Here is a 22,114-nt window from a genome sequence, read left to right as displayed (position 1 = left end):
TTCATATTCAATTTGAACCGATCATTTTATATTGCTTCAGCTAGATAATATATCACTCACATTCGGGGGCGATTACCTGTTCGATAATATTAGTACTGTTATTAACCCCGGTGAACGAATTGGCCTCGTGGGCCCCAACGGGGCAGGGAAATCAACACTACTTAGAATTATTGCCGGTGAACTTGAAATTAGTTCAGGCGATATTACCATGTCAAAATCGGCCACTGTTGGATATCTGCCCCAAGACGGCGTGGATCCGGATCCCGAACTTACCGTCTACGAAGAAATGGAAAAAACATTTGAAGGCATCCGGGAGCTGGAGCAACAAGTACAGCAGGAACGCGAAAAGCTGGCATCACTCGAAGAGGATTCGGCCCAATATCAAAAAACAATGGAACGGGTAGGGTCGCTGCAAAGTCGCATAGAACACTCCGGGGCTTATTCGCTGGAATCAGACATCGAAAAAATATTAATGGGACTGGGATTTACTCCTGATGACTTTCATCGTCCTACCACCGAATTCAGCGGCGGGTGGCTGATGCGTATTGCCTTAGGCAAGCTTCTGCTTCGCAAACCAATGTACCTGTTGTTGGATGAACCCACGAACCATCTGGATATCGAATCATTACGCTGGATTGAGCAGTTCTTGCAAAATTATGAGGGCGCAGTCATTGTCGTATCTCACGACAAGGCCTTTCTCAATAAGATTACCAAGCGTACCCTTGCCCTTGAGCATGGTGACCTACTGGATTATTCCGGCAACTATGATTATTACGAAGAAAAACACGCCGAACGAAAAGAACACCTGCGAAAGGCTTATGAAAATCAACAGCAGGAAATTAAGGAGATACAGGAGTTTATCGACAAGTTTCGATATAATGCCAGCAAGGCGGCCCAAGTACAGAGCCGCATCAAGAAGCTGGAAAAAATGGATAAGATAGAGATTGACGAACGCGAGCAGGAAATCTCTTTTGAATTCCCGCCGCCCGAGCGAAGTGGGGCCGTAGTCATGGAGCTGGAAAACATTCGTAAACAATATGATAATAATGTTGTTTTTGAGGATCTCTCCTATTCTATTGACCGCGGTGATAAAATTGCGGTGCTTGGTCCTAATGGTGCAGGTAAATCAACGATGATACGTATGATCGCCGGCATCGAAGATATTGACCGTGGGCAGCGAGAACCGGGTCACAATGTAACAACCTCCTATTTTGCCCAGCACCAAGCCGACGAACTCAATCTCGATCATACCGTATTTGAAACAATGCGTGAGGCGGCCCCCATGGCTAAAGAAACGCGACTCCGTACGATTCTGGGATGTTTCCTTTTTCAGGGTGATGACGTTTTTAAAAAAGTGTCCGTGCTTTCAGGGGGCGAAAAAAGCAGGCTGGCCCTAGCGCGCATGCTCATGCAGCCAGCTAACTTTCTGATTTTTGACGAGCCGACAAATCACCTGGATATGCAATCTAAAAATATTTTACAGCAGGCGCTCAAGCAGTATGAAGGCTCGTTTATGATTGTATCCCATGATCGTGATTTTTTGGACCCAATTGTCAATAAAGTGCTGGAAGTACGCCCCAATGAAACCAATACCTTTTTGGGTAATGTCTCTTATTATCTGGAAAAAGTAAGAGAACGTGAAGATGAACAGAAAGAATCTGCATCGAATGAAAATTCATCCCAGGATAAAACGCTATCCCGAAAAGAAGAACGGCGGCTAGAAGCCCAAAAGCGACAACAAAAATATGAAAAGCTTAAACCACTGAAAAAACAGATAGATCCGCTGGAAGAAGACATCGAACTCATGGAGGCCCGAAAAGAAGAAATTGAAGAGCTAATGGCGGAATCTGATTTTTATGATGACCAAGAGCAGGTAAAAGAAATTTCAGTAGAGTATGAAAAGCTTAAGGCCGAACTTGTTGAAACATATGCCAAGTGGGAAGAGCTGGCCACTGAGATGAGTAAAATTGAGGAAGAGTTTAGTTAATGGTTATTAGTTAATTGAATAATCCTAATAACCATTAACCAATAAGAAACTACGTCGCGAAAATCTGCTCTTTATTCCGAAAAGCTTTGAATTCTAAGGCATTGCCGCTGGGATCAGTAAAAAACATAGTAGCTTGTTCTCCCGGCTCTCCCTCAAAACGTACGTAGGGTTCAATAATGAAATCTACATCCGCTTCCTGTAGGCGCTCGGCCAGCTGTTCCCATTGCTCCCACTCCAAAATAAGGCCGAAGTGTTTGGCCGGCACTGCATGTCCGTCCACATCATTCATACTGGATTTACCCGCTTCATCAGGACTTAAATGTGCAACTACTTGGTGTCCCCAAAAATCAAAATCAATCCACTGATCCGAACTTCTTCCAGTATTACAACCCAGTACATCGTGGTAAAAAGAAAGCGTTTCATCCAGATTAGCAACCGGAAATGCCAAATGAAATAGAGGTGTTTCGTTATCAGACATACGTAAGAACTTTTATATTGAAGTGGTCATTAACAAAGGTACTCTAAACATATAAATCAATTTTCGATCATGCGATCAGAAAAAATTACTTTTGAAGGAACCCAAGGTGATCCCCTTTCGGCCCAACTAGACCTGCCGGATACTGCAACAGATGTTTTTGCTCTTTTTGCTCACTGCTTTACCTGCTCCAAAAATTTAAGATCCGTAAAAAATATAAGTAAAACGCTGAATAAAAGAGGCATAGGCATATTCCGGTTTGATTTTACCGGGCTTGGAGAAAGCGAAGGCGATTTTGTGGATACCAATTTTTCATCCAATGTTGATGATCTGCTGCAGGCCGCCTCGTACCTGCGCAAACATCATCAGTCCCCCACAATATTGATTGGTCATTCGCTTGGCGGAGCAGCCGTGCTACAAGCAGCCGGTGATATCCCCGAAAGTAAAGCTGTGGCAACTATTGCAGCTCCTTCTGATCCCGAGCATGTAAAGAAGAACTTAGGTGCCAAACTGGATGAGATTGAGTCCCGAGGGAAGGCTACCGTTACCCTTGGCGGACGCAGTTTCACCATTAAAAAACAATTTATTGATGATCTCGAAGCTAACAAGATGGATGATGCTATTAAGCATTTGGACCGTGCACTCATGATCTTCCACTCTCCTACGGATAACACTGTTGGCATTGACAATGCCGCACATATTTACAAAACCGCCCGTCATCCTAAAAGTTTTGTATCACTGGCCGGCGCAGATCACCTACTGATGCATGAACAAGACAGCAAATACGTAGCCGAGGTGTTAGCTAGCTGGGCAGGAAGATATTTTTAAAAATTGTTGAATGCCTGTACCTTATCACCTGTTTGACGCTCTAACTATAGCCCAAAATTAAAAGCTCATAAATTATGACGATATTAAAGCGATGTTCACTAGGAATACTGCTCATTACATTTGCTGTATCCTGTGTTCAACAAGAAAGTAACAAGCAACAGATGGAGAAAGACAAAACAAAAGCAGAAATGAGTACTGATTACTCAAAAGCTGTTGCAGTTGTTCATCCCACAAAAGGCAATGATGTTTCAGGATCAGTTACATTTACCAAAACAGACGACGGCGTGCGCGTTCAAGGAAATCTTGAAGGATTGACGCCTGGAATGCACGGATTCCATATTCATCAGTATGGGGATTGCTCAGCATCAGATGGCACCTCCGCCGGTGGACACTATAATCCTGCCGGAAATAAACACGGCGCTCCAACCGATTCCGTTCGACACATGGGTGATATGGGCAATATCGAAGCCGATGCTGATGGCAACGCCTCTATTGATTTTGTAGATAATACCCTTTCACTCAACGGTTCAAATAGTATTATTGGACACGGCGTGATTCTGCACGGCGGCCAAGATGACCTGACCTCTCAGCCTTCTGGTGCTGCCGGTCCTCGCAAAGCTTGTGGTGTAGTAGGAATTGCAAAAGCAGAAATGATGGACGACTCTGGCAACGGCTCCTAACATTATCTTTTATGTTACATTTGCCCATCTTGGCTTATCGCTGAGATGGGCATTTTTATTTTCACAGGATTTCCAAAAGCCGTTTATATTATTCTGTCTCGAACAGCTAAGAACTATTTTAAACCCTATACCCATCCCAAGGAAAAATACTTCCGGTAGCCTTAGCTTTAATTATAGCCTTCCTTAGCCCGGCGATCTTGACTTTTATTATTTAGATAGTTATCTAAATATCTAAATGAATAATTTATTTAAAGCCTTAAGTGACCCCACGCGCCGTAATATCCTGCAGATGCTGCAGGACCGCGATCTCAGTGCGGGTGAAATTGCCAATGAGTTTGATATCAGCAAGCCCAGCATTTCGCACCATCTGGATATCCTGAAACAAGCCGAGCTGATCAGCGGAGAACGTGACGGGCAATTTATCCTGTATTCCATTAATACTACCGTGCTTGAAGAAGCCGCCAATTGGTTTTTGGAAATGATCAACAAAGAATAAACTTGTCATGAATACCCTTACCTACGCCTTCAAAAAAGAATGGTACAATATTTTACTCGTGCTTTTACCCTTTGCCCTGCTGCCTTTCATTTGGGATCAGCTGCCGGCACGCATAGCTATACAATGGAATTTTCAGGGCGAAGTGTCCGGCTATGGCAGCAAAACATTCGGTAGTTTAATAACCCCGGTTACCAATATATTTATCTATGCCGTGTTACTGTACCTGCCCAAAATTGATCCCAAAAAACGTATAACCATTGACCAAAAACCTATTCCCGTATTGCGTACTGCTTGTGTAGTATTTCTGGTAGCTATCCAGGGATGGATCCTGATCAACGCGCTGGGCTATACCATTCCCTCACAGGGAATTCTTTTTCTCGGAATTGCAGTATTTTTTCTGATTTTCGGCAATTATCTACGCATCATTAAACCCAATTATTTTATTGGGATCCGCGTGCCTTGGGCCCTCGAGGATGCCGATAATTGGCGCCAAACGCACAGAATAGGTTCTTATATTTGGGTAAGCGGCGGATTGCTGCTCATCATTTTATATCCATTTTTTGAGTTACAAACCTACAGCACCCTGTTTACTATTATTACTGTTCTGTTGGCACTCATCCCGGCCGGCTATTCCTTTTATCTGTATCAGAAATCTAACTAAGATCCGAAATTTATCATGTCCAAAGCAAAAACTATTCTTTCTACTCTCATTGTGATTTGTTTACTGCCACTGTTGGGATCGGCCCAATCCTTGTCCGGTGACTGGAGGGGCAACATCAATATTATGGGCCAGAAACTGCACATCATCACCCATTTTCAAAAAAACGACAGCTCATACTCGGGCACCATCGACATTCCCCAACAAGGCGCAAAAGGGTTAGGGCTTCAGAATATTAGCCGCACCGAAACCGATTCTATTTCATTCGGGTTCCCGGCCGGACCCGGCTATGCTTCCTTTGCTGGTATCTTCAAAAGTGACTCTGTTATCAGTGGCACCTTCTCCCAAAATGGGCGACAGTTTTCGTTTGAACTACACCGGTATGATAAAAAGGAAGAAGAACAGGCAAAAGCTGAACAACAAAAAGATCTACCCTATCACCACAAAGATCTTATAATTAAAAATGATTCGATTGATATTGGTGGCACGTTAACCTGGCCGAAAAACAACAAGCCAGAACAACTGGTTATCATGATGTCTGGCAGCGGGGCCCAAGATCGGGATGAGACGTTGCGCCCACTCAGCGATTTTAAACCTTTTGCCGTTTTGGCTGACTCTCTTACTACAAGCAATATTGCCACCTTCCGCTATGACGACCGCGGGGTTGGGCAATCAACCGGAAGCTTTGGAAATACTACACTCCAGATGCTGGCTTCGGATGTAGAAGCAATCATCAAATATCTTACAAAAAGACCAAAGCATAATTTTAAAAAAATTATTTTACTGGGGCACAGTCAGGGTGGCATTGTCGGGGGGAGAGTAGCGGCAAAAAACAAAAAAGTTGATAAGCTCATTTTAATGGCTTCACCATCATTGACGCTTGATAAAATTTTGCAATATCAGTTAAAACAAAATTTTATACAAAATGGCTTTGAAGAAGCAAAAGTTGAACCTGCCCTTTCAGCATTTCAAAAAGCACTGGAGGCTATACATAATGAGAACAATGTAAAAGCAGCAAAAAAACACTATGAGAAAAAAATTGGGGAAATGTTCAGAAGCCTGCCCAATCAAAATAAACCCCAAATAGCTAATTTTGATTCTGCTGCATCCGCCCAGGGTAAGGGCTTGCTGCAAGCATTTACCAATCCCCAAATGCAGTCACTGCTGTTTTACGATCCCACGAATGATTTAAAGAAACTTGACATCCCTGTTCTGGCTTTATTTGGCGGTAAAGATGTACAAGTGCTTGCTGGCAAAAACAAACCTCCTATCAAAGCAGCGCTGGAGTCGGCCGGTGTGCCCTATCGGATCGAAGTGTTTGAACAAGCCAACCATTTATTCCAAAAAGCAGACACGGGCTTACCTCAAGAATACGGTACTCTCCCAAACCAGTTTCTGGATAAATTTACATCTACAATAATTGAATGGATTAACAAAAGCGGTGGCGAAGCGGCTAATCACAAAAAATAGCATGTCCAACGTGCGATTTCCCTGTTTCATCCACAATCTTTTAAACTTGGATATATAAACAACAGTAATACAGGCGGACGCTTGCACTATCCCTTTTTCCATTTGTGCCGGTCAGATATTTGTTTTTGCCGCTGTCCCAACTATCCATGCTTGGGACAACACATTAACTATTTTCCGGACTCCACTCCTTCATCTTATCATCGATTACCTCTTTGAGACGACTTACCGGCACACGATCCTGGGTCATATCATCACGGTAACGAATGGTTACCGTATCTTCGCCTTCCGACTCTACACCATCGAAATCAACCGTAATACAGAAGGGAGTACCGGCTTCATCCTGTCGGCGATATCGTTTACCGATTGATCCGGATTCGTCATACAACACATTATAATCCTCGCGCAGCTCATTAGTAATATCATGTGCCAGGCTTTGTAATTTCTCTTTTTTGATAAGCGGGAAAATGCCCACTTTCGTTGGTGCCAGCTCTGGATTCATTTTAAGCACCGTTCGCGTATTGCCATTTACCTCTTCTTCCCGGTAAGCATCCGCGAGCACCATCATTACCGTGCGATCGAGTCCTATAGAGGTTTCAATGACATACGGTATGTACCGCTCCTCTTTCTTTTGATCGTAATAGGAAAGTTTCTTGCCCGAAAATTCTTTATGCTGACTCAAGTCAAAATCTGTCCGATTATGCACACCCTCAACCTCTTGCCAGCCAATAGGGTACTCATACTGAATATCGGCAGCGGCTTCGGCATAATGTGCCAGCTTATCTTCAGGATGATCTTCGACGCGCAGCTTCTCTTCGCGAATACCCAGTGCCTTGTGCCACTCCATACGCTTTTGCAGCCAGTGGTCATAACTTTCTCCATCCGTTCCCGGCTCTACAAAATACTGCATTTCCATCTGTTCAAACTCTCGCATCCGAAAGATGAACTGTCGGGCTACGACCTCGTTACGGAATGCTTTACCCACCTGGGCAATACCAAAGGGGACCTGCTGACGGGCGGTATCCATCACATTTTTAAAGTTTACAAAAATACCTTGTGCCGTTTCAGGCCGCAGGTAAACCGAATCATCACCGTCGCCACCCGAAGATGTAGCTCCAAACTGGGTTTCGAACATTAGGTTAAACTGGCGCACCTCCGTCCATTCAAACGCTCCCGATTCGGGCGCACGGATCTCGTAGTCCATGATGATATTATAGAGATCCTCGCACAATCCATCCCGAGAGCCGGCTGTATCCAGCAGCTGCTGTAACTCATCAGCTTTTTCTGCTTTTTCTTTGCTGCGGAGTTTGGCGATTTCATTCTCAATGAGCATATCTGCCCGATAGCGCTTGTTGGATTGCTTATCATCAATCATCGGATCGTTAAATCCATCCAGGTGCCCACTAGCCTTCCACACTTTGGGATCCATAAAGATAGCAGAATCAAGCCCCACAATATTATCGTGCTTCTGCGTCATTGATTCCCACCAAAGATCGCGAATATTACGCTTCAGCTCTACACCAAGCGGACCGTAATCATAAACGGCTCCCAGTCCACCGTAAATTTCAGATGACTGGAAAATAAAACTGCGCGATTTTGCTAGTGAGACAAGCGTATCTAAGCTATCGAGTTCGGTAACGGACATGTAAATACTCTATTTGTTGTTACTGAGTTACAAATTTTTAATGCGCAAAGATACCAAAAATTAATCCTTTAATTAATATTCAATTTCTGCCTATCTTCACCTTCTCTAAATTACATACATACACTAATTTTTCGAAGTCTTTGAAAAATCCTCTGTTAACTAATAACTAATTACCAACCAATGCCTTCACACAACGTCGGAATTCTCGGAGCTACCGGGGCGGTAGGACAAAAATTTATTCGTTTACTTGAAAACCATCCATGGTTTACTATTTCTAAACTTGGCGCATCTCAACGCTCAGCTGGTAAAAAATATACCAATGCTGTTCACTGGATTGAAAAAACGGAACTGCCCCGCCAGGCAGCTGATATTGAAGTAAGCGAATGTATCCCTGATCATTTCCAGGACGTAGACTTTGTCTTTTCCGGACTGGATTCATCCGTAGCCGGCGACATTGAGCAGCAGTTTGCCGAGGCAGGCATACCGGTCATCTCCAACGCTAAAAACTATCGCATGCACGACCAGGTACCGCTTCTGGTTCCCGAAGTCAACCCCGATCATGCGAAACTCATAAAAAAACAATCATTCACCGACGACGGCAGTGGTTGGATTGTGACTAATCCCAACTGTGTTTCCGTTCCCCTTTCGATGTCACTGAAGCCACTGGCCGCTGCATTTGGTATAGAGTCTGTAATTGTTACATCTATGCAATCGGTTTCCGGGGCCGGTTATCCCGGAGTATCCAGCCTGGATATTATAGGGAATGTTGTACCGCACATTGGGGGGGAAGAACCCAAAGTGCAAACAGAGTCCACCAAAGTTCTCGGTAACTTGGCAGATGATATTATTGATTTCAACGATTTCACCATTCAGGCTACTGCCGTTCGGGTACCAACCATTGAAGGACACTTACTATCAGTAGCTGTAAAACTCAATAATACTCCCTCATCCATCCAAAAAGCCGAACAAGCTTTCACTGAGTGGGACAATCCCATTTCAGATCTGGACTTACCTTCATCACCGGATAATCCTATCCGGTTGTATCAGAAAGAACGATACCCCCAACCGCGACTACACGCCGATCGCGAAGGAGGCATGCAAACAGCTGTGGGGCGGCTGCGTGAAGGTACAGTTATGGATTTAGGATATGTAACGATGGCACATAATACCATCCGCGGTGCCGCCGGCGGAGCGATCTTAAATGCAGAGTTGTTGGTAGCCAAAGAGTATATTAAATAATAAATCTGGCATACCTGAATGATGGTTTAGCATGTATTAAAACAATGGCTCTAATATCCTTTATACAACCGCTAAACTCGTTAGAATAATTATTGAGCTTCATAATGGCTAGTCAATGGTTACCAGTTAACACTCAGTACGGCTTACCAAAAATAGTTTTAATCCTCCTCATCCAGTTGATCCAGCTTTCGTTCTGAGAGCTGCACCTGGGCTTGAGATATTAAATTACGTGCTTCCTTTCGGTTCTTCTTTTTAACGGTAAGCGTGCAAGTAGCAATATCAGTGCCCGGAACTTCATCAAATACTTTCATTGAATGTCCTTCGAACGTAATATTGTCGCTAAACCATCCCTTTTCATATCTAATGTCCTGTAAGTCACCATAAGAGATTCGAACAGTTTGGACACCGGATGTATCAAAAACGCCCAGAAACTTCTCTTCAAATTCTAGCTCCAATCCCCCCTTCCACAATTTGAACAATCCATTGGCCTGCTTTAAACCATGATTAATATCAGGAATGGTAAAAGGAATAGATGGACTATTAGCAATATTCATTTTTCTTTTTTAGGTAAGAATTAGATTTACCAACGATGATAATAAAAAAATCAAAAAAATTTGTAAGGATTTGCTCTCGCAACGGTCTTACTAACAGAAACGCTTAAATGCGTTAAGCCGTTGAAATAGAGAGCAATATCAAATGTCCTTCCGGGGTGAAGTTGTTGAATCCAACTTCACCCTTTTTTTATGTTACTTTTTTTGCCATTCACGCCCTCCTCTGTTATCCTAAGATAAATTAAATATTTGATATGCGGAGATGAGAAAAAGTATTCGGATTCTTGTGACAATACTGTCGGCTTTTTTCATAACGGCCAACAGTTTCGCACAAACAAATTTTGAGGACGGTTTTGAGGACGAGGATTTTACAAACAATCCTACTTGGAGCGGCGAGGACAGCGAATTTACCGTTGTTGACGATTCACCTAACTTTTTGCTTCAGCTAAATGCATCTACAAGTCCGGCTTATTTAACAACCCCTTCTACCGATGTAAACGGAACATGGACATTTTATATTGAATTTCGTGGCTTTGAACCGTCAGGATCGAACCAAGCAGAGATATTTTTAATGAGTGATATTGCTGATCTCGAAGGTGCAGTCAACGGCTATGCCGTGCAGGTTGGAGAAAGCGGCAATGACTTCTTTAAGATTGTGCGGTACGACAGTGGCAGTGAAGCCGCCACAGTACTTACGGGCACCACGGTTGTCCAGTCCGGAGGTACATATACTGTGCGTGTAAATCGTGATGGCAGCGGCAACTGGCAGATGGAAGTTTCTGACAACTATGGAGGACCTTATAACACCAACATTTCAGGAACCGATAATACACATACTAATGCCTCTTATTTGGGTCCTCGTATAAATTTTACATCAACACGCTCCGACAAGTTTTATATGGACTTCAAAATTGACCTCCCTCCTTTTGATGTTACCCAAGCTTCGGTTAGCGGCAGCCAAGTAGATGTAACGTTCAATCGAGGTTATAACCAATCTACCGTAGATGCTTCCGATTTTAGTATTGATAACGGTATCGGCACCCCCTCCACCTCTTCGGTTACCTTCCCAAACACTACCACCGTACGGCTTGACTATGGAAGCACGAACTTCCCCAGCGATGAATATACGGTCACCGTAAATGACGTAGATGACCAAAACGGTAACACCATTGCAGCCAACACCACAACTTCGTTTGTCATCTTTGGAGCTTTTGCACAAGGCGATGTGATTATTAATGAATTCAGATACGATCCCCCCACCGGGCGGCAAGAATACATAGAACTTAAAAACACCTCCTCCAAGTTTTTGAATCTACAAAATTGGGAGCTGGGTGATGACGGAGGCACAAGTACAATATCATACTCCAATCTCACCCTCCGGCCTGACAGTTTTTTGGTAGTTTCGGCTGATACCTCTTCTCTTTTTAACGAATTTGGTAATCGTGCCTACGTTAGCATGGGCGGGCTGGCAGGCTTTAACAATGGCGGAGATGTTGTTCAAATCAATACCAGCAGTGGTACACAGGCCGATTCGTTACGATATACTGACGAATGGGGCGGCGAAAATATTGCCTTGGAGCGTCGTTCTGATACAGCCCCAGCTACCATGCAAGCCAACTGGGGGGATTCTCCAAGTTCCCTAGGTGGCACACCGGGCCTTACTAATGAAATCCCTTCTGATAATACTCCACCCTTTTTTACGGATTTGTTTGCTGTGGATGAGACAACACTCAGGCTGGGCTTTTCTGAACCTATAACGGCCTCTTCTGCTACCAATAGCAGCAATTATCAAATTACGCCAAACCGAAAAATTCAGCTTGTTTCAGCGCAGGACGACAGTGTAACACTTGTCCTAAGTTCTCCGCTTACCGATGGGGAATCATACGACGTTACGGCTTCAAATATCTCTGATATATTTGGCAATACTTTATCCGGTGCCACCCGTAGCTTTGATTTCTTAAAAATTGATGAGGCACTATCCCGCGATATTGTTATCAATGAGGTGTTATATAATCCCGATGATCAGGGAACAGCTGATTTTGTAGAACTTTACAATACTACCGACAAGAACTTTGATCTTAGTAACTGGACCATAAGCGATGCCAGCAGTACTTCTTCCATTCCGGCAAATACGCAGCTTAAAGCAAATGAGTATCTTGTTGTTACCGGAGATGCTGTTTTTGCTAATTCTGTCCCTAATGCTATACAACTAAGCGGATTCCCCGCTTTTAATAACTCCAGCGGAGATATTGTACAACTAAAAAACTCTAATGGCGAATCTATAGACTCGTTGCGTTATGCCACAACCTGGGGCGGTAGCCAGGAAGGTACATCCATGGAACGAATAGACCCCAGTGCTGCTTCCAACGATGCCTCAAACTGGCAAACCAGTACAGCTAACAATGGATTCTCAGCCGGCGTTGAAAATCCCAGCCTCCAACCGGACACTACACCACCCGAAGCGGTCTTCTCAAAAACACTACCCGGTGGAAATATTAAAGTACAGTTCAACGAGTTTATCCAACTTACACAGAGTCTAAGCTTTCAATCCGGTGGACAAAAATTGCAAGTAGCTGAATATGATTCTGTTAATGCCAATAGCATTATTTTGGATGGTGGACAGTCTAAATCAACAGGCGCGGCTGCAAAGGTCACTATCCAAAACCTAACCGATTTTGTCGGTAATACGACCAACAGCACCGAAATTCCGATAGCCCAGTCCATTTCGGCCAATCAAAAAAATATTGTCATCAACGAGATAATGTATAATCCGCTGGATGAGTCTGATGATAACCAACCGGATCAAAGCGAATATATTGAATTGCGCAATGCAAGCGAATCAGCCGTATCGCTAGAAGGGCTTGTACTCCATGATGAGCCCGACGAAAACGGCGTTGTTCGTGAACTCGTGCCCGTCAGCAGTAATGCCAAATGGGTCCCCGCCGGTGGCCATGTACTTATCTATGCTGATAAAACCACCACTTTTAAACAAAGTAATGTTGCCAACTTTTTTGATATCTCTACCCCCGAGCAACGTTCTCTAATGCGCATTGACCGCACTACACTGAGCTTAGCTTCCAATGACGATGCCATCTACATTGCCGACAGCACAGGCGCTAATATCGATTCGGTATTCTATGATGAATCGTGGCAAAACCCAAACCTGATTGACACGCGCGGCATTGCCCTGGAACGCATATCACCTGAAGGGACCAGCAATGATAAAACAAATTGGGGATCAAGTGTTAATCCCAAAGGCGGAACACCAAACAGTGAAAACTCTATTTTTCAGCCCCAATCTGAACCACCCGCTGAAACCGGTATTAGCTTTTCGCCCAATCCCTTTACTCCAGACGGTAACGGCGATAAAGACAACCTGTTTATCAACTATACGCTCGACCAACAAGATTATCTTATTAAGGTACGTATCTACGATCGATATGGGCGTCTGGTCAAAGAACTGGCGGACGGCAAGCAAGCCGGTTTCTCGGGACAGCTTATTTGGGATGGCCGCAAAGATGATGGCGGGCGTAACCGTATTGGTATCTATATTGTTGTTTTTGAAGCCTTTGACAGCGCAAGCGGTAAAGATAAAGCCTTCAAAAAACCTGTTGTTCTGGCCCGTCCGCTAAATTAAAGTTTTGCGATTCAATTAAATCAGTTTAAGGCTTTTCTAAATGGTGTCAATCCATACACCTCTCGGAGAATATCTAAAGGTATTTTGCGTACTTTCTTCATCATACTTCTCAACCGAAAGACTGGTAAAATTTAGCTGCTATATTTTTTATTTGAACTCTATAATTAGGAATTATGAATTCGTAGTCTTTTTTTACTTCAAACTTCATAGCCGTTAATCCCTAATCACTTTATGAAATTAACACCTATTGGCATTTTTGACTCCGGCTACGGTGGACTAACAGTGATGAGAGACATTGTTGACGAACTGCCGCAGTATGACTATTTGTATCTCGGCGATAATGCCCGATCTCCCTATGGGAGCCGTTCCTTCGAAACCATTTATAACTATACGCTGGAATGTGTTAAATATCTTTTTTCTCAAAATTGTCACTTGGTAATATTGGCATGCAATACAGCTTCAGCTAAAGCCCTCCGTACGATCCAGCAGAAAGATTTGCCTGAAATAGATCTCAAACGAAGGGTACTGGGCGTTATTCGTCCTACCGCCGAAGTTATTGGCGAACACTCGAAAACCGGTCACGTGGGGGTGCTCGGGACAAACGGCACCGTCAATTCAGAATCGTATGTGATGGAAATCCGTAATCAATTTCCCGACTTAGAAGTTTATCAAGAGGCTTGCCCCATGTGGGTACCACTGGTGGAAAATAAAGAGTATGACAGCAAAGGTGCTGACTATTTTATAAAGCAACATATAGACAGAATCTTATCTCAATCAGAGCAAATCGATACGTTGTTATTAGCCTGCACCCACTACCCATTGCTCATTAAAAAAATAAAGCAGTTCACACCAGATGATATTACCATTCTGAGCCAAGGTAAAATTGTCGCCCAAAGCCTCGCGGACTATTTGGAACGGCATCCTGAAATAGCCGAAATGTGCTCTACAGGTGGTAACCGACAATTTCTTACTACCGATTCCACCGATGATTTTGATGAACATGCCAATTTCTTCTGGGGCAATGAGATAACATCTAAGTTCATTGAATTATAAGTTATCATGTCCGAATCTAACAAAATCGCAGTCATAGGTGGCGGTGCTGCTGGATTTTTTGCCGCCGTAAATACCGCCCGGCTTAATTCCAGTCTGGATGTTACCATTTTTGAAAAAAGTCGAGAGCCGCTCTCTAAAGTTCGCATCTCGGGTGGCGGCCGCTGTAATGTTACCCACCAGTGCTTTGATCCCGAAGTAATGGCTAAAGCCTATCCCAGAGGCTCCAAAGCACTCCGCTGGGCCTTTGAACAGTTTCAGCCCAAAGATACCGTGCGCTGGTTTGAAGAACGAAACGTGGAGCTCAAGACAGAATCCGACGGACGCATGTTTCCTACCACCGATGATTCGGCTACTATTATTAATTGCTTACATGACGAAGCAAAAAGGAACAATGTAAAAATCAACCTACGAAGCCGAATTGACTCTATTAAGCAGAATGATACCGGCCGGTACAAGCTTGAAATTCGTAATAACGGATCCAAATTATTTGATGCAGTCGTAGTTGCTACCGGCGGATCGAACAGGTTAAAGCATTACCGATGGCTCAAAGATCTGGGCCATTCTATTGTTGAACCTGTACCATCGCTGTTCACCTTCAATTTTAAAAATCCTATTTTTGAAGACCTTTCCGGTATCTCAGTAGCAGATTGTTCGGTCGAAATTGAAGGCACTTCCTTTTCACATACCGGCCCTATTCTAATTACACACTGGGGATTCAGCGCACCGGCCGTACTCAAGACATCCGCCTGGGCCGCGCGATACCTGCATGAACAAGACTATCAATTCACCATTCAGGTCAATTGGTTGTATCCCCAAAACGAACAGGAAGTACGCCACCAATTAGATGAACTGAGGAAATACAACGCAAAGAAGACCGCTGCCAAACAAGACCAATTTACTATTCCCAAGAGACTATGGACACGGTTTTTGGAACTAGCTGATATCTCAGAGAACCGCCGGTGGGCTGAACTTTCAAATAAACAAATCCACGATCTGGCCCATCAGCTGACAAATGCCAGCTACGAAATAGAGGGCAAAACAACCTACAAAGAAGAATTTGTTACCAGCGGAGGAGTTCCATTAGACGAAATAAATATGGGCACTATGGAAAGTAAAAAACTGTCTAACCTCTATTTTGCCGGCGAAATCCTGAATATTGACGGTATTACCGGCGGCTATAATTTTCAATCTGCCTGGACTACCGGATGGATCGCAGCTCAGGATATTGGTGGCAGCTAAGTACATTTCATTTACCAGTGCAAGCTTTGTTATCTGACAATGTGCATTTTAAGGCTATTCCAAAGCGTCCGAGCATCTGCTGATACTATTGTAATCCAATTTATATCTAACCTCACAACAACTTGCTGGCCAGGTTTGCAAGTTCGGAACGTTCTCCCTTTTCAAGGTTAATATGTGCATACAGATCATTGTCATGCATGCGATCCACCAAAAATGACAGTCCGTTACTCTGGGTATTCAGATAGGATGTGTCGATCTGATAAATATCACCGGTGAAAATAATCTCTTTTATCTATTTCAATGTTGCTGTCAGCTCATACAGTGCAATAGAGGTTGCGATAGCGGCATTTAAACTTTCTACCTGTACATTTTTTTGCGGTGGAGCAATACGGATACGGCGAAGGGGTACCGCTTGCAAGTCTGCCTGGATACCATGCGCCTCATTCCCGACTACAATTATAGCTTTATCAACAGATGCAATATCAGATAGGGATTCTGCTCCCTCTCCGGTATCCAACATGAAAACAGGCCAACCCTCTTTTTGCAGCTCCTTAAGCAACGCAGAAAGATTTCCATTCAAATGTGGTACACTGCCGGTGGCTCCGGCAGTGGCACGTACAACCTTGGGATTAAATAAGTCAACCGTCCCTTTACCCGAAAGTATTCCAGTAGCACCAAACCATGAAGCAGTGCGAATAATGGTACCCAAATTTCCGGGATCTTGCAGGGCATCGAGGGCTAATATAATCCCCTTTTGGGACTGAAGGTCTGTAATTGTTGTTTCTTGAGGCATTTCACAAATAGCCAATACTCCCTGTGGATTATCGGTATCCGATACTTCGGCAAATAAGGCCTCATCCATCACAGAAACATCTACTTGCTGCGCTGCTTCTGCCCATCGTTCGTCTCTCCAGTACTGTTGGTTCTCATCAAAAAATAATGCTCTCACTGATATAGCGCTATTGGTTATCACCTGCTGTACAGCGCGATCCCCTTCAATTAAAAAAAGCTTCTCTTTGTGACGATATTTTTTCTTGTTGAGTTTACGAAGCAGCGTTGACTGGCGATTGGAGACAGAAGTGGGTTTCATCAAATAAATATCTTATTCAAGATTATGTACTATGCAATGTACGTTGTCCTACATTTGCAATACCAAATGCTTACTATTATTGCTTCAAAACTTAAAAACAATCCTTATCTTGTGCAGTATTAATTTAAAGAAAAACTGCAGCTCAATATTATGGATTTTCTCAAGAAATTAGGGATTGAAGACACAAATCATGGTACCAGTACCGGGCAACAATTTTTAGGAGACGGTAGTCAACAAACAATTACCAGCCATACCCCGGTGGACGGTTCGCCCATTGCCGACACTACAGTAACTACGCGTGAAGAATATGATCAGGTGATAGAAACGGCGCAAGAAGCCTTTAAAGAATGGCGTATGGTGCCTGCTCCCAAACGCGGTGAAATTGTGCGGCAAATCGGACTTGAGCTGCGTGAACACAAGGAGGATCTCGGCCGATTGGTAACTTATGAAATGGGCAAAATTTACCAAGAAGGGCTTGGAGAAGTACAAGAGATGATTGATATCTGCGATTTTGCCGTAGGTCAATCACGCATGCTTTACGGAAAAACCATGCAGTCTGAACGTCCTGAGCACCGTATGTATGAGCAATGGCATCCGCTGGGAATTACCGGTATTATCTCAGCCTTTAACTTTCCCGTAGCTGTCTATAGCTGGAATGCAATGATTTCCGCCATTTGTGGAAATGTGATGGTCTGGAAAGGATCTGAAAAGACCCCGCTGTGCGGAATTGCTGTCCAAAACATTATTGGGAAAGTCCTAAAACGCAATGACCTGCCCGAGGGCATTTTTAATTTAATTACCGGTGGACGAGAAGTCGGACAATGGATGACGGAGGATGAGCGTCTTCCTCTGATTTCTGCAACCGGCTCTACCCGGATGGGTAAAGAAGTAGCTAAGACAGTAGGTGCGCGACTCGGTAAAACCATCCTAGAGCTGGGCGGAAATAATGCCATTATTGTATCCAAAGATGCAGATCTGGAAATGGCTGCCCGTGCTACTGTTTTTGGATCAGTAGGCACCTGTGGACAACGGTGTACCTCCACACGCCGCCTTATTGTTCATGAAGAAGTATTTGACGAGCTTAAGGATCGGCTGGTAGAAATTTATGAAGATGTCAATATTGGAAATCCTATGGATGAAGACACGCTGGTAGGTCCACTTATTGATGAACAGGCTGCCAATAGTATGCAGCGTGCCCTGCAAGAAGTGCAAGAAGCCGGCGGAGAGATTGTTTACGGTGGCCAAAAATTAGACAAAAAACAGCTGGACGGTGGTCACTACGTACGTCCCGCCATTGTCAAAGCCGAAAACGACTTCGATATCGTACAAGAAGAAACCTTTGCTCCTATTCTGTACCTCATCAAATACAATGAGCTTGACGAAGCCATTGCCAAACATAATGGCGTTAAACAGGGACTCAGCTCATCGATGTTCACGCTGAATATGCGAGAGGCCGAAACTTTCTTGAGCGCCCGCGGTTCCGATTGCGGTATTGCTAACATCAATGTGGGTACCAGTGGCGCTGAAATTGGAGGAGCCTTTGGCGGTGAAAAGGAAACCGGAGGTGGGCGTGAATCAGGATCAGATGCCTGGAAAGCCTATATGCGCCGACAAACAAACACTATTAACTGGAGTGACGAAATGCCGCTGGCACAGGGTATTGAGTTTGATGTGGAATAGCGAGATATCTTTGAGAGTTGAGTGTTGCAGATGAAGAGAATCCCCCTAATCTGCAATACTCAACTTTATTTTTTACAGGATGCTGTATGAAAGTCCCGCTGAAAGTACCTGTTTCATTTGTACCTCTCTGGAAAAATCGCTGTCATAAATTACTACAAACTGTAAAGACATGTTCATGACATCGTTAATTTTCCCGATAAGCTCATTTGAGAAGTTCACATCCGTATTATCAAGGTGACGCTGGAGGTTTGTAAATGTTTCTACCGAACTGATGAGCCGTACATTAGCAAATACTTCTCGTTCATAGCTCAGTGCTAAGGAATAACCCGGCTCAAAACGAAATGTTTCTCCTGCCTCTAAACCATATCGGGTAGAAAGAGTTGTGTCTGAAACAATCGTTTCTTTAAGTGCTAAACCACCTTCAGCGGCAAAATAATTATTTGGTGAATAAGCAACACCGGTAATTTGTGTAAAGTAAGCAGGAGCAAAAAATTTGGAAATCAGTGTGGGAGGATCCGTATCATATCTTAATCCTTCGTCAAACTGGGTGTTAAAATTAATATTTCCGAACGCACTCCAATTTGGGTTATTAAACAAATAATTGAATTTATTATTTACAGCAATACGATCATCTGTTTTTCGCGTACCCTCTCCTTCTAAATGCGACTTGCCGTATTTTAAATTAGTTGAAAAGGCATATGCAAATCGATCTTTGCGATATTTTGCCTCAAAGGCTGTAGAAGCTGTCACACTAATAGTATTTACGCCTCCCTGGCTCCAGTTACTATATGAAGCCTGCGAACCATTCAACCCAGTAGACCAATTCACTTGCCAACCGTCTAACGTATCAGCAACTACCACTTCACTGTTAATACGCGACATATCACGCGCTGATATATCCTCTTTATCTTCAATCAGTTTGCTAATTTCAACTGCTTCTTGCCCCAGTACCTGAGAAAAAGGGATGAATAACAAAATGAGTAATACTGCTGGTAATAACTGTTTGTGCATGTCTCTAATTTTATTTGTCTGATCTCATTAAAAATTTTGCCTAAAAATATCACAAAAAAGACTGAGAATAAACTATCTATCATCAGCGATTTTGCAACAGTACTTCTTTCACGGTATGATCATCTACCATGACAGATACATGTTCATCAAGTTTTGTAGGAAGCTGCATCCCATAAAATCCGGCCCGAATAGGAAACTTTCGATGCCCGCGATCTATCAACACAGCAGTATGAATTTCTGTGAGCGGCAGGTCTTTTCCTATTTTCGTCAGTGCTCGGAACATCGTTTCCCCAGAGAAAATTACATCATCTACAGCAATAAGAAACATATCTTCTGTTTTATTCGACGGCAAGGAATTCAGCGTCTTTTGGGTATTGCCTTCATCAAGCGGAAGTGAAACTGTTTCTATAACTCCCTGCCAAATATCATCAAGTACATTGCCAAGCAATTCAGCTACTGCTGTTCCACTCTGATCAATACCAAATAACAAAATGGGGGTATCCTTTTTGTTCGTCTCAATAATTTCATGTCCCATACGTCTGACTGACCGGTGAATACGCCGTTCATCCATTAGAATTAAGTGATCATCCATAATAAGTTGGTAAAAATTAAATGATGAATAATTTAAAATATTGAAAAGCGTTTGTACATTACCATCTACTGATGGTTACCATAACTTCGTTTCGAAAATAATCAATTACCAACTTAAGATAGAAATATTATGGCTTCGAACTCCAAAATAAGATCTATCCTAGCCTTGACCTCCTCATTTATCGGGGGCGTAACTATAGGCTTACTGTTGGCTCCCAAAAATGGATCGGCAAATCGTCGCTGGCTCAATAAAAAAGTAAGAAAACTATCTCGCTGGGCAGATTATCATCGGCAGCAAGCACAACGTTCAGGCATAAAAGAGTATCATAACCTGCGTACCTTACTTAATCGCAGGATTCATGATAACATTCCCGATCTATATGAATCAACAGCGGACATACCACTTAGTAAGCACGATTTAAACAATGAGTAACGGTAAGCCGCCATACCACGAGAAACTCCTCCACTGGCTGTGGAAACACCGTCAATTTAGTACTAGCCAACTACAAACGGGCAGCGGTGATAAAGTTATCATCCATAATACCGGGACACTCAATAAAACAGACGGAGCAGATTTTAGGGGAGCTGACATCACTGTAGGTGATCTGCGATGGCACGGAGATGTTGAAATCCACTGGAATCTTGCAGGCTGGAAAGCACACGGCCACCATGCTGATCCAAACTTTGAGCAGGTCATCCTCCATGTAATTTTCGAAGAAGAACAAGGATGTGTCACCCGCAGCGATGGTACTTCTATCCCCACCCTTTGCCTTTCTCCATTACTACGACAACCGCTTAAAAAATTTATGGCACAATATCGGCAAGGTCCCGACCTGCCGTGTTCAGGGCATTTATCCTTTATTTCGGAAGAAGCTTTTGCCCAACAAATTCAAAAAGCACACAAAGAATATTTTGAACAAAAGGTAGAAGATCTGCTTGAATTTTATGATCCCACCCTGCCTCCTTCGAAAGCCTGGCAAAAAATGTTTGCCATTGCACTCTTCGACGGGCTAGGCATTTCTCATAATCGGGAGCCGATGCAAAAACTGGCCACAGAGCTATTTGATGTGGCTGAACCCTCTACTTTAAAATCAACATTAAAAGCCAAAGCTATTAGGCTTTCAGAAATTGAAAATGATGCTACACACCCTAGAAAGCTAAACTGGAACCACAAGGGCGTGCGTCCAGCTAACCACCCCCGGCCCCGTATGATGCAGGGAGCTGAATGCCTCTGTTTTATTTTGCAACTACCTTTCCAACATTGGATGCGTAAGGACCCTGAATTACTTTGGGAAAAAATGGTCCATTCTATTTCTACAACTCCCTCACTAGGCACCGAACGCAGTGATATTTTATTCGGGACCGTTTTTCTGCCTGCACTGTACTCACTGGGTAATCTCTTTTTCTGCGAACAGCTTAAGAGCCAAAGCTGGGAACTTTGGCTACAGCATCGCGTCTCACTTCCTCAATCACTGCTTACATTATTTTCTCAAAGTGAACTTCCCACTGGCGTTTATGCCCAGAAATTGGGTACCATTCGTCAGCTTCGCAATTATTGCAAACCCAAAAATTGTCAACAGTGCAAAGTGTTTAAAAGTGTAATTTCTTCTTGATTTGAAAGCAGTAAATCCCTATTATCTGAATCTGTTAAAAACAGACTTTGATTGCCCGGTCGTCTAATGGCAGGACAGCGGTTTTTGGTGCCGTCAGTGGGGGTTCGAGTCCTCCCCGGGCAACACCAGTACTATTTTGTTAGATGGGACGAAGGATGACTATAAAAGCCATCC

General features: G+C 43.5%; 19 protein-coding genes, 1 tRNA gene and 1 pseudogene. 14 read left to right on the top strand and 7 right to left on the bottom strand.

The features are described from left to right. The first annotated feature begins 31 nt into the window (after positions 1–31). Positions 32–1,987 carry an ABC-F family ATP-binding cassette domain-containing protein gene (locus LX73_RS12460; RefSeq protein ID WP_148899852.1) on the top strand — a complete coding sequence of 652 codons (1,956 nt, stop codon included), beginning with the start codon at positions 32–34 and terminating at the stop codon, positions 1,985–1,987. A gap of 49 nt (positions 1,988–2,036) precedes the next feature. On the opposite strand, the gene LX73_RS12455 is transcribed toward LX73_RS12460, so the two are convergent. Next, complete coding sequence (locus LX73_RS12455) at positions 2,037–2,465, bottom strand: VOC family protein (RefSeq protein WP_148899851.1); 429 nt, start codon at positions 2,463–2,465, stop codon at positions 2,037–2,039. Positions 2,466–2,534: 69 nt separating this feature from the next. Here LX73_RS12455 and LX73_RS12450 point away from each other — a divergent pair, with 69 nt between their 5' ends. The 5 genes from LX73_RS12450 to LX73_RS12430 all read left to right on the top strand — a co-directional run bounded on the left by LX73_RS12450 (position 2,535) and on the right by LX73_RS12430 (position 6,594). Further along, entirely contained in the window at positions 2,535–3,290 is a 756-nt protein-coding gene (locus LX73_RS12450) for an alpha/beta hydrolase family protein (protein WP_148899850.1), read from the top strand. Positions 3,291–3,451: 161 nt separating this feature from the next. Beyond that, positions 3,452–3,970 (top strand): superoxide dismutase family protein, encoded by a 519-nt coding sequence (locus tag LX73_RS12445; protein WP_148899849.1) that lies wholly within the window; start codon positions 3,452–3,454, stop codon positions 3,968–3,970. A 235-nt stretch (positions 3,971–4,205) separates the two neighbouring features. Then, complete coding sequence (locus LX73_RS12440) at positions 4,206–4,466, top strand: autorepressor SdpR family transcription factor (protein ID WP_148899848.1); 261 nt, start codon at positions 4,206–4,208, stop codon at positions 4,464–4,466. A gap of 7 nt (positions 4,467–4,473) precedes the next feature. Beyond that, a complete protein-coding gene (locus LX73_RS12435; RefSeq protein ID WP_148899847.1) occupies positions 4,474–5,127 on the top strand; it encodes an SdpI family protein in 654 nt (217 codons plus the stop codon). A 15-nt stretch (positions 5,128–5,142) separates the two neighbouring features. After that, a complete protein-coding gene (locus LX73_RS12430; protein ID WP_148899846.1) occupies positions 5,143–6,594 on the top strand; it encodes an alpha/beta hydrolase family protein in 1,452 nt (483 codons plus the stop codon). Positions 6,595–6,757: 163 nt separating this feature from the next. Here the strand turns inward: LX73_RS12430 and LX73_RS12425 are convergent, their stop codons facing one another. Further along, entirely contained in the window at positions 6,758–8,236 is a 1,479-nt protein-coding gene (locus LX73_RS12425) for a glycine--tRNA ligase (RefSeq protein WP_148899845.1), read from the bottom strand. A gap of 180 nt (positions 8,237–8,416) precedes the next feature. On the opposite strand from LX73_RS12425, the gene asd reads away from it, so the two are divergent. Further along, positions 8,417–9,475: an aspartate-semialdehyde dehydrogenase gene (gene asd / locus LX73_RS12420; protein ID WP_148899844.1), complete on the top strand. Its 1,059-nt coding sequence runs from the start codon at positions 8,417–8,419 to the stop codon at positions 9,473–9,475. A 158-nt stretch (positions 9,476–9,633) separates the two neighbouring features. On the opposite strand, the gene LX73_RS12415 is transcribed toward asd, so the two are convergent. Continuing rightward, positions 9,634–10,029 (bottom strand): hypothetical protein, encoded by a 396-nt coding sequence (locus LX73_RS12415; RefSeq protein ID WP_148899843.1) that lies wholly within the window; start codon positions 10,027–10,029, stop codon positions 9,634–9,636. A 259-nt stretch (positions 10,030–10,288) separates the two neighbouring features. Here LX73_RS12415 and LX73_RS12410 point away from each other — a divergent pair, with 259 nt between their 5' ends. From LX73_RS12410 to LX73_RS12400, 3 genes are all read left to right on the top strand, one after another. Next, complete coding sequence (locus tag LX73_RS12410; protein ID WP_148899842.1) at positions 10,289–13,663, top strand: lamin tail domain-containing protein; 3,375 nt, start codon at positions 10,289–10,291, stop codon at positions 13,661–13,663. A 231-nt stretch (positions 13,664–13,894) separates the two neighbouring features. Next, complete coding sequence (murI, locus tag LX73_RS12405; RefSeq protein ID WP_148899841.1) at positions 13,895–14,716, top strand: glutamate racemase; 822 nt, start codon at positions 13,895–13,897, stop codon at positions 14,714–14,716. Between the two features lie 6 nt (positions 14,717–14,722). Next, a complete protein-coding gene (locus tag LX73_RS12400; RefSeq protein WP_148899840.1) occupies positions 14,723–15,955 on the top strand; it encodes a BaiN/RdsA family NAD(P)/FAD-dependent oxidoreductase in 1,233 nt (410 codons plus the stop codon). Positions 15,956–16,067: 112 nt separating this feature from the next. Here the strand turns inward: LX73_RS12400 and LX73_RS13235 are convergent. Together LX73_RS13235 and LX73_RS12390 are read right to left on the bottom strand one after the other, a co-directional pair. Next, positions 16,068–16,241 (bottom strand): annotated as a pseudogene (locus LX73_RS13235) (PhoH family protein); the annotation flags it as partial. Positions 16,242–16,247: 6 nt separating this feature from the next. Beyond that, entirely contained in the window at positions 16,248–17,045 is a 798-nt protein-coding gene (locus LX73_RS12390; RefSeq protein ID WP_148899839.1) for a TrmH family RNA methyltransferase, read from the bottom strand. A gap of 150 nt (positions 17,046–17,195) precedes the next feature. On the opposite strand from LX73_RS12390, the gene amaB reads away from it, so the two are divergent. Next, complete coding sequence (gene amaB, locus LX73_RS12385; protein ID WP_148899838.1) at positions 17,196–18,725, top strand: L-piperidine-6-carboxylate dehydrogenase; 1,530 nt, start codon at positions 17,196–17,198, stop codon at positions 18,723–18,725. A 72-nt stretch (positions 18,726–18,797) separates the two neighbouring features. On the opposite strand, the gene LX73_RS12380 is transcribed toward amaB, so the two are convergent. Together LX73_RS12380 and LX73_RS12375 are read right to left on the bottom strand one after the other, a co-directional pair. Beyond that, positions 18,798–19,736, bottom strand: coding sequence for a DUF3078 domain-containing protein (locus tag LX73_RS12380; protein WP_148899837.1), 939 nt, complete (start codon positions 19,734–19,736; stop codon positions 18,798–18,800). 82 nt (positions 19,737–19,818) lie between these two features. Continuing rightward, entirely contained in the window at positions 19,819–20,328 is a 510-nt protein-coding gene (locus LX73_RS12375) for a phosphoribosyltransferase family protein (RefSeq protein ID WP_148899836.1), read from the bottom strand. A 129-nt stretch (positions 20,329–20,457) separates the two neighbouring features. Between LX73_RS12375 and LX73_RS12370 the strand changes: the two genes are divergently transcribed. The 3 genes from LX73_RS12370 to LX73_RS12360 all read left to right on the top strand — a co-directional run bounded on the left by LX73_RS12370 (position 20,458) and on the right by LX73_RS12360 (position 22,063). Continuing rightward, positions 20,458–20,760: a YtxH domain-containing protein gene (locus LX73_RS12370; RefSeq protein WP_148899835.1), complete on the top strand. Its 303-nt coding sequence runs from the start codon at positions 20,458–20,460 to the stop codon at positions 20,758–20,760. Continuing rightward, positions 20,753–21,940: a DUF2851 family protein gene (locus LX73_RS12365; protein WP_148899834.1), complete on the top strand. Its 1,188-nt coding sequence runs from the start codon at positions 20,753–20,755 to the stop codon at positions 21,938–21,940. Before LX73_RS12370 ends, LX73_RS12365 begins: the two co-directional genes overlap by 8 nt. 52 nt (positions 21,941–21,992) lie before the next feature. After that, positions 21,993–22,063: transfer RNA gene (locus LX73_RS12360), tRNA-Gln, on the top strand. The last annotated feature ends 51 nt before the right edge of the window (positions 22,064–22,114 follow it).

It is taken from the genome of Fodinibius salinus, assembly GCF_008124865.1.
GTDB classification, from domain to species: domain Bacteria; phylum Bacteroidota; class Rhodothermia; order Balneolales; family Balneolaceae; genus Fodinibius; species Fodinibius salinus.
The sequence above is the reverse complement of the archived record's forward strand: the minus strand, read 5'-3'. Positions and strand labels throughout refer to the sequence as shown.

Coding starts and splice junctions, on each gene's coding strand:
- LX73_RS12455 (WP_148899851.1), bottom strand. CDS start 2,465: ATGTCTGATAACGAAACACCTCTATTTCATTTGGCATTTCCGGTTGCT.
- LX73_RS12450 (WP_148899850.1), top strand. CDS start 2,535: ATGCGATCAGAAAAAATTACTTTTGAAGGAACCCAAGGTGATCCCCTT.
- LX73_RS12445 (WP_148899849.1), top strand. CDS start 3,452: ATGGAGAAAGACAAAACAAAAGCAGAAATGAGTACTGATTACTCAAAA.
- LX73_RS12440 (WP_148899848.1), top strand. CDS start 4,206: ATGAATAATTTATTTAAAGCCTTAAGTGACCCCACGCGCCGTAATATC.
- LX73_RS12435 (WP_148899847.1), top strand. CDS start 4,474: ATGAATACCCTTACCTACGCCTTCAAAAAAGAATGGTACAATATTTTA.
- LX73_RS12430 (WP_148899846.1), top strand. CDS start 5,143: ATGTCCAAAGCAAAAACTATTCTTTCTACTCTCATTGTGATTTGTTTA.
- LX73_RS12425 (WP_148899845.1), bottom strand. CDS start 8,236: ATGTCCGTTACCGAACTCGATAGCTTAGATACGCTTGTCTCACTAGCA.
- asd (WP_148899844.1), top strand. CDS start 8,417: ATGCCTTCACACAACGTCGGAATTCTCGGAGCTACCGGGGCGGTAGGA.
- LX73_RS12415 (WP_148899843.1), bottom strand. CDS start 10,029: ATGAATATTGCTAATAGTCCATCTATTCCTTTTACCATTCCTGATATT.
- LX73_RS12410 (WP_148899842.1), top strand. CDS start 10,289: ATGAGAAAAAGTATTCGGATTCTTGTGACAATACTGTCGGCTTTTTTC.
- murI (WP_148899841.1), top strand. CDS start 13,895: ATGAAATTAACACCTATTGGCATTTTTGACTCCGGCTACGGTGGACTA.
- LX73_RS12400 (WP_148899840.1), top strand. CDS start 14,723: ATGTCCGAATCTAACAAAATCGCAGTCATAGGTGGCGGTGCTGCTGGA.
- LX73_RS12390 (WP_148899839.1), bottom strand. CDS start 17,045: ATGAAACCCACTTCTGTCTCCAATCGCCAGTCAACGCTGCTTCGTAAA.
- amaB (WP_148899838.1), top strand. CDS start 17,196: ATGGATTTTCTCAAGAAATTAGGGATTGAAGACACAAATCATGGTACC.
- LX73_RS12380 (WP_148899837.1), bottom strand. CDS start 19,736: ATGCACAAACAGTTATTACCAGCAGTATTACTCATTTTGTTATTCATC.
- LX73_RS12375 (WP_148899836.1), bottom strand. CDS start 20,328: ATGGATGATCACTTAATTCTAATGGATGAACGGCGTATTCACCGGTCA.
- LX73_RS12370 (WP_148899835.1), top strand. CDS start 20,458: ATGGCTTCGAACTCCAAAATAAGATCTATCCTAGCCTTGACCTCCTCA.
- LX73_RS12365 (WP_148899834.1), top strand. CDS start 20,753: ATGAGTAACGGTAAGCCGCCATACCACGAGAAACTCCTCCACTGGCTG.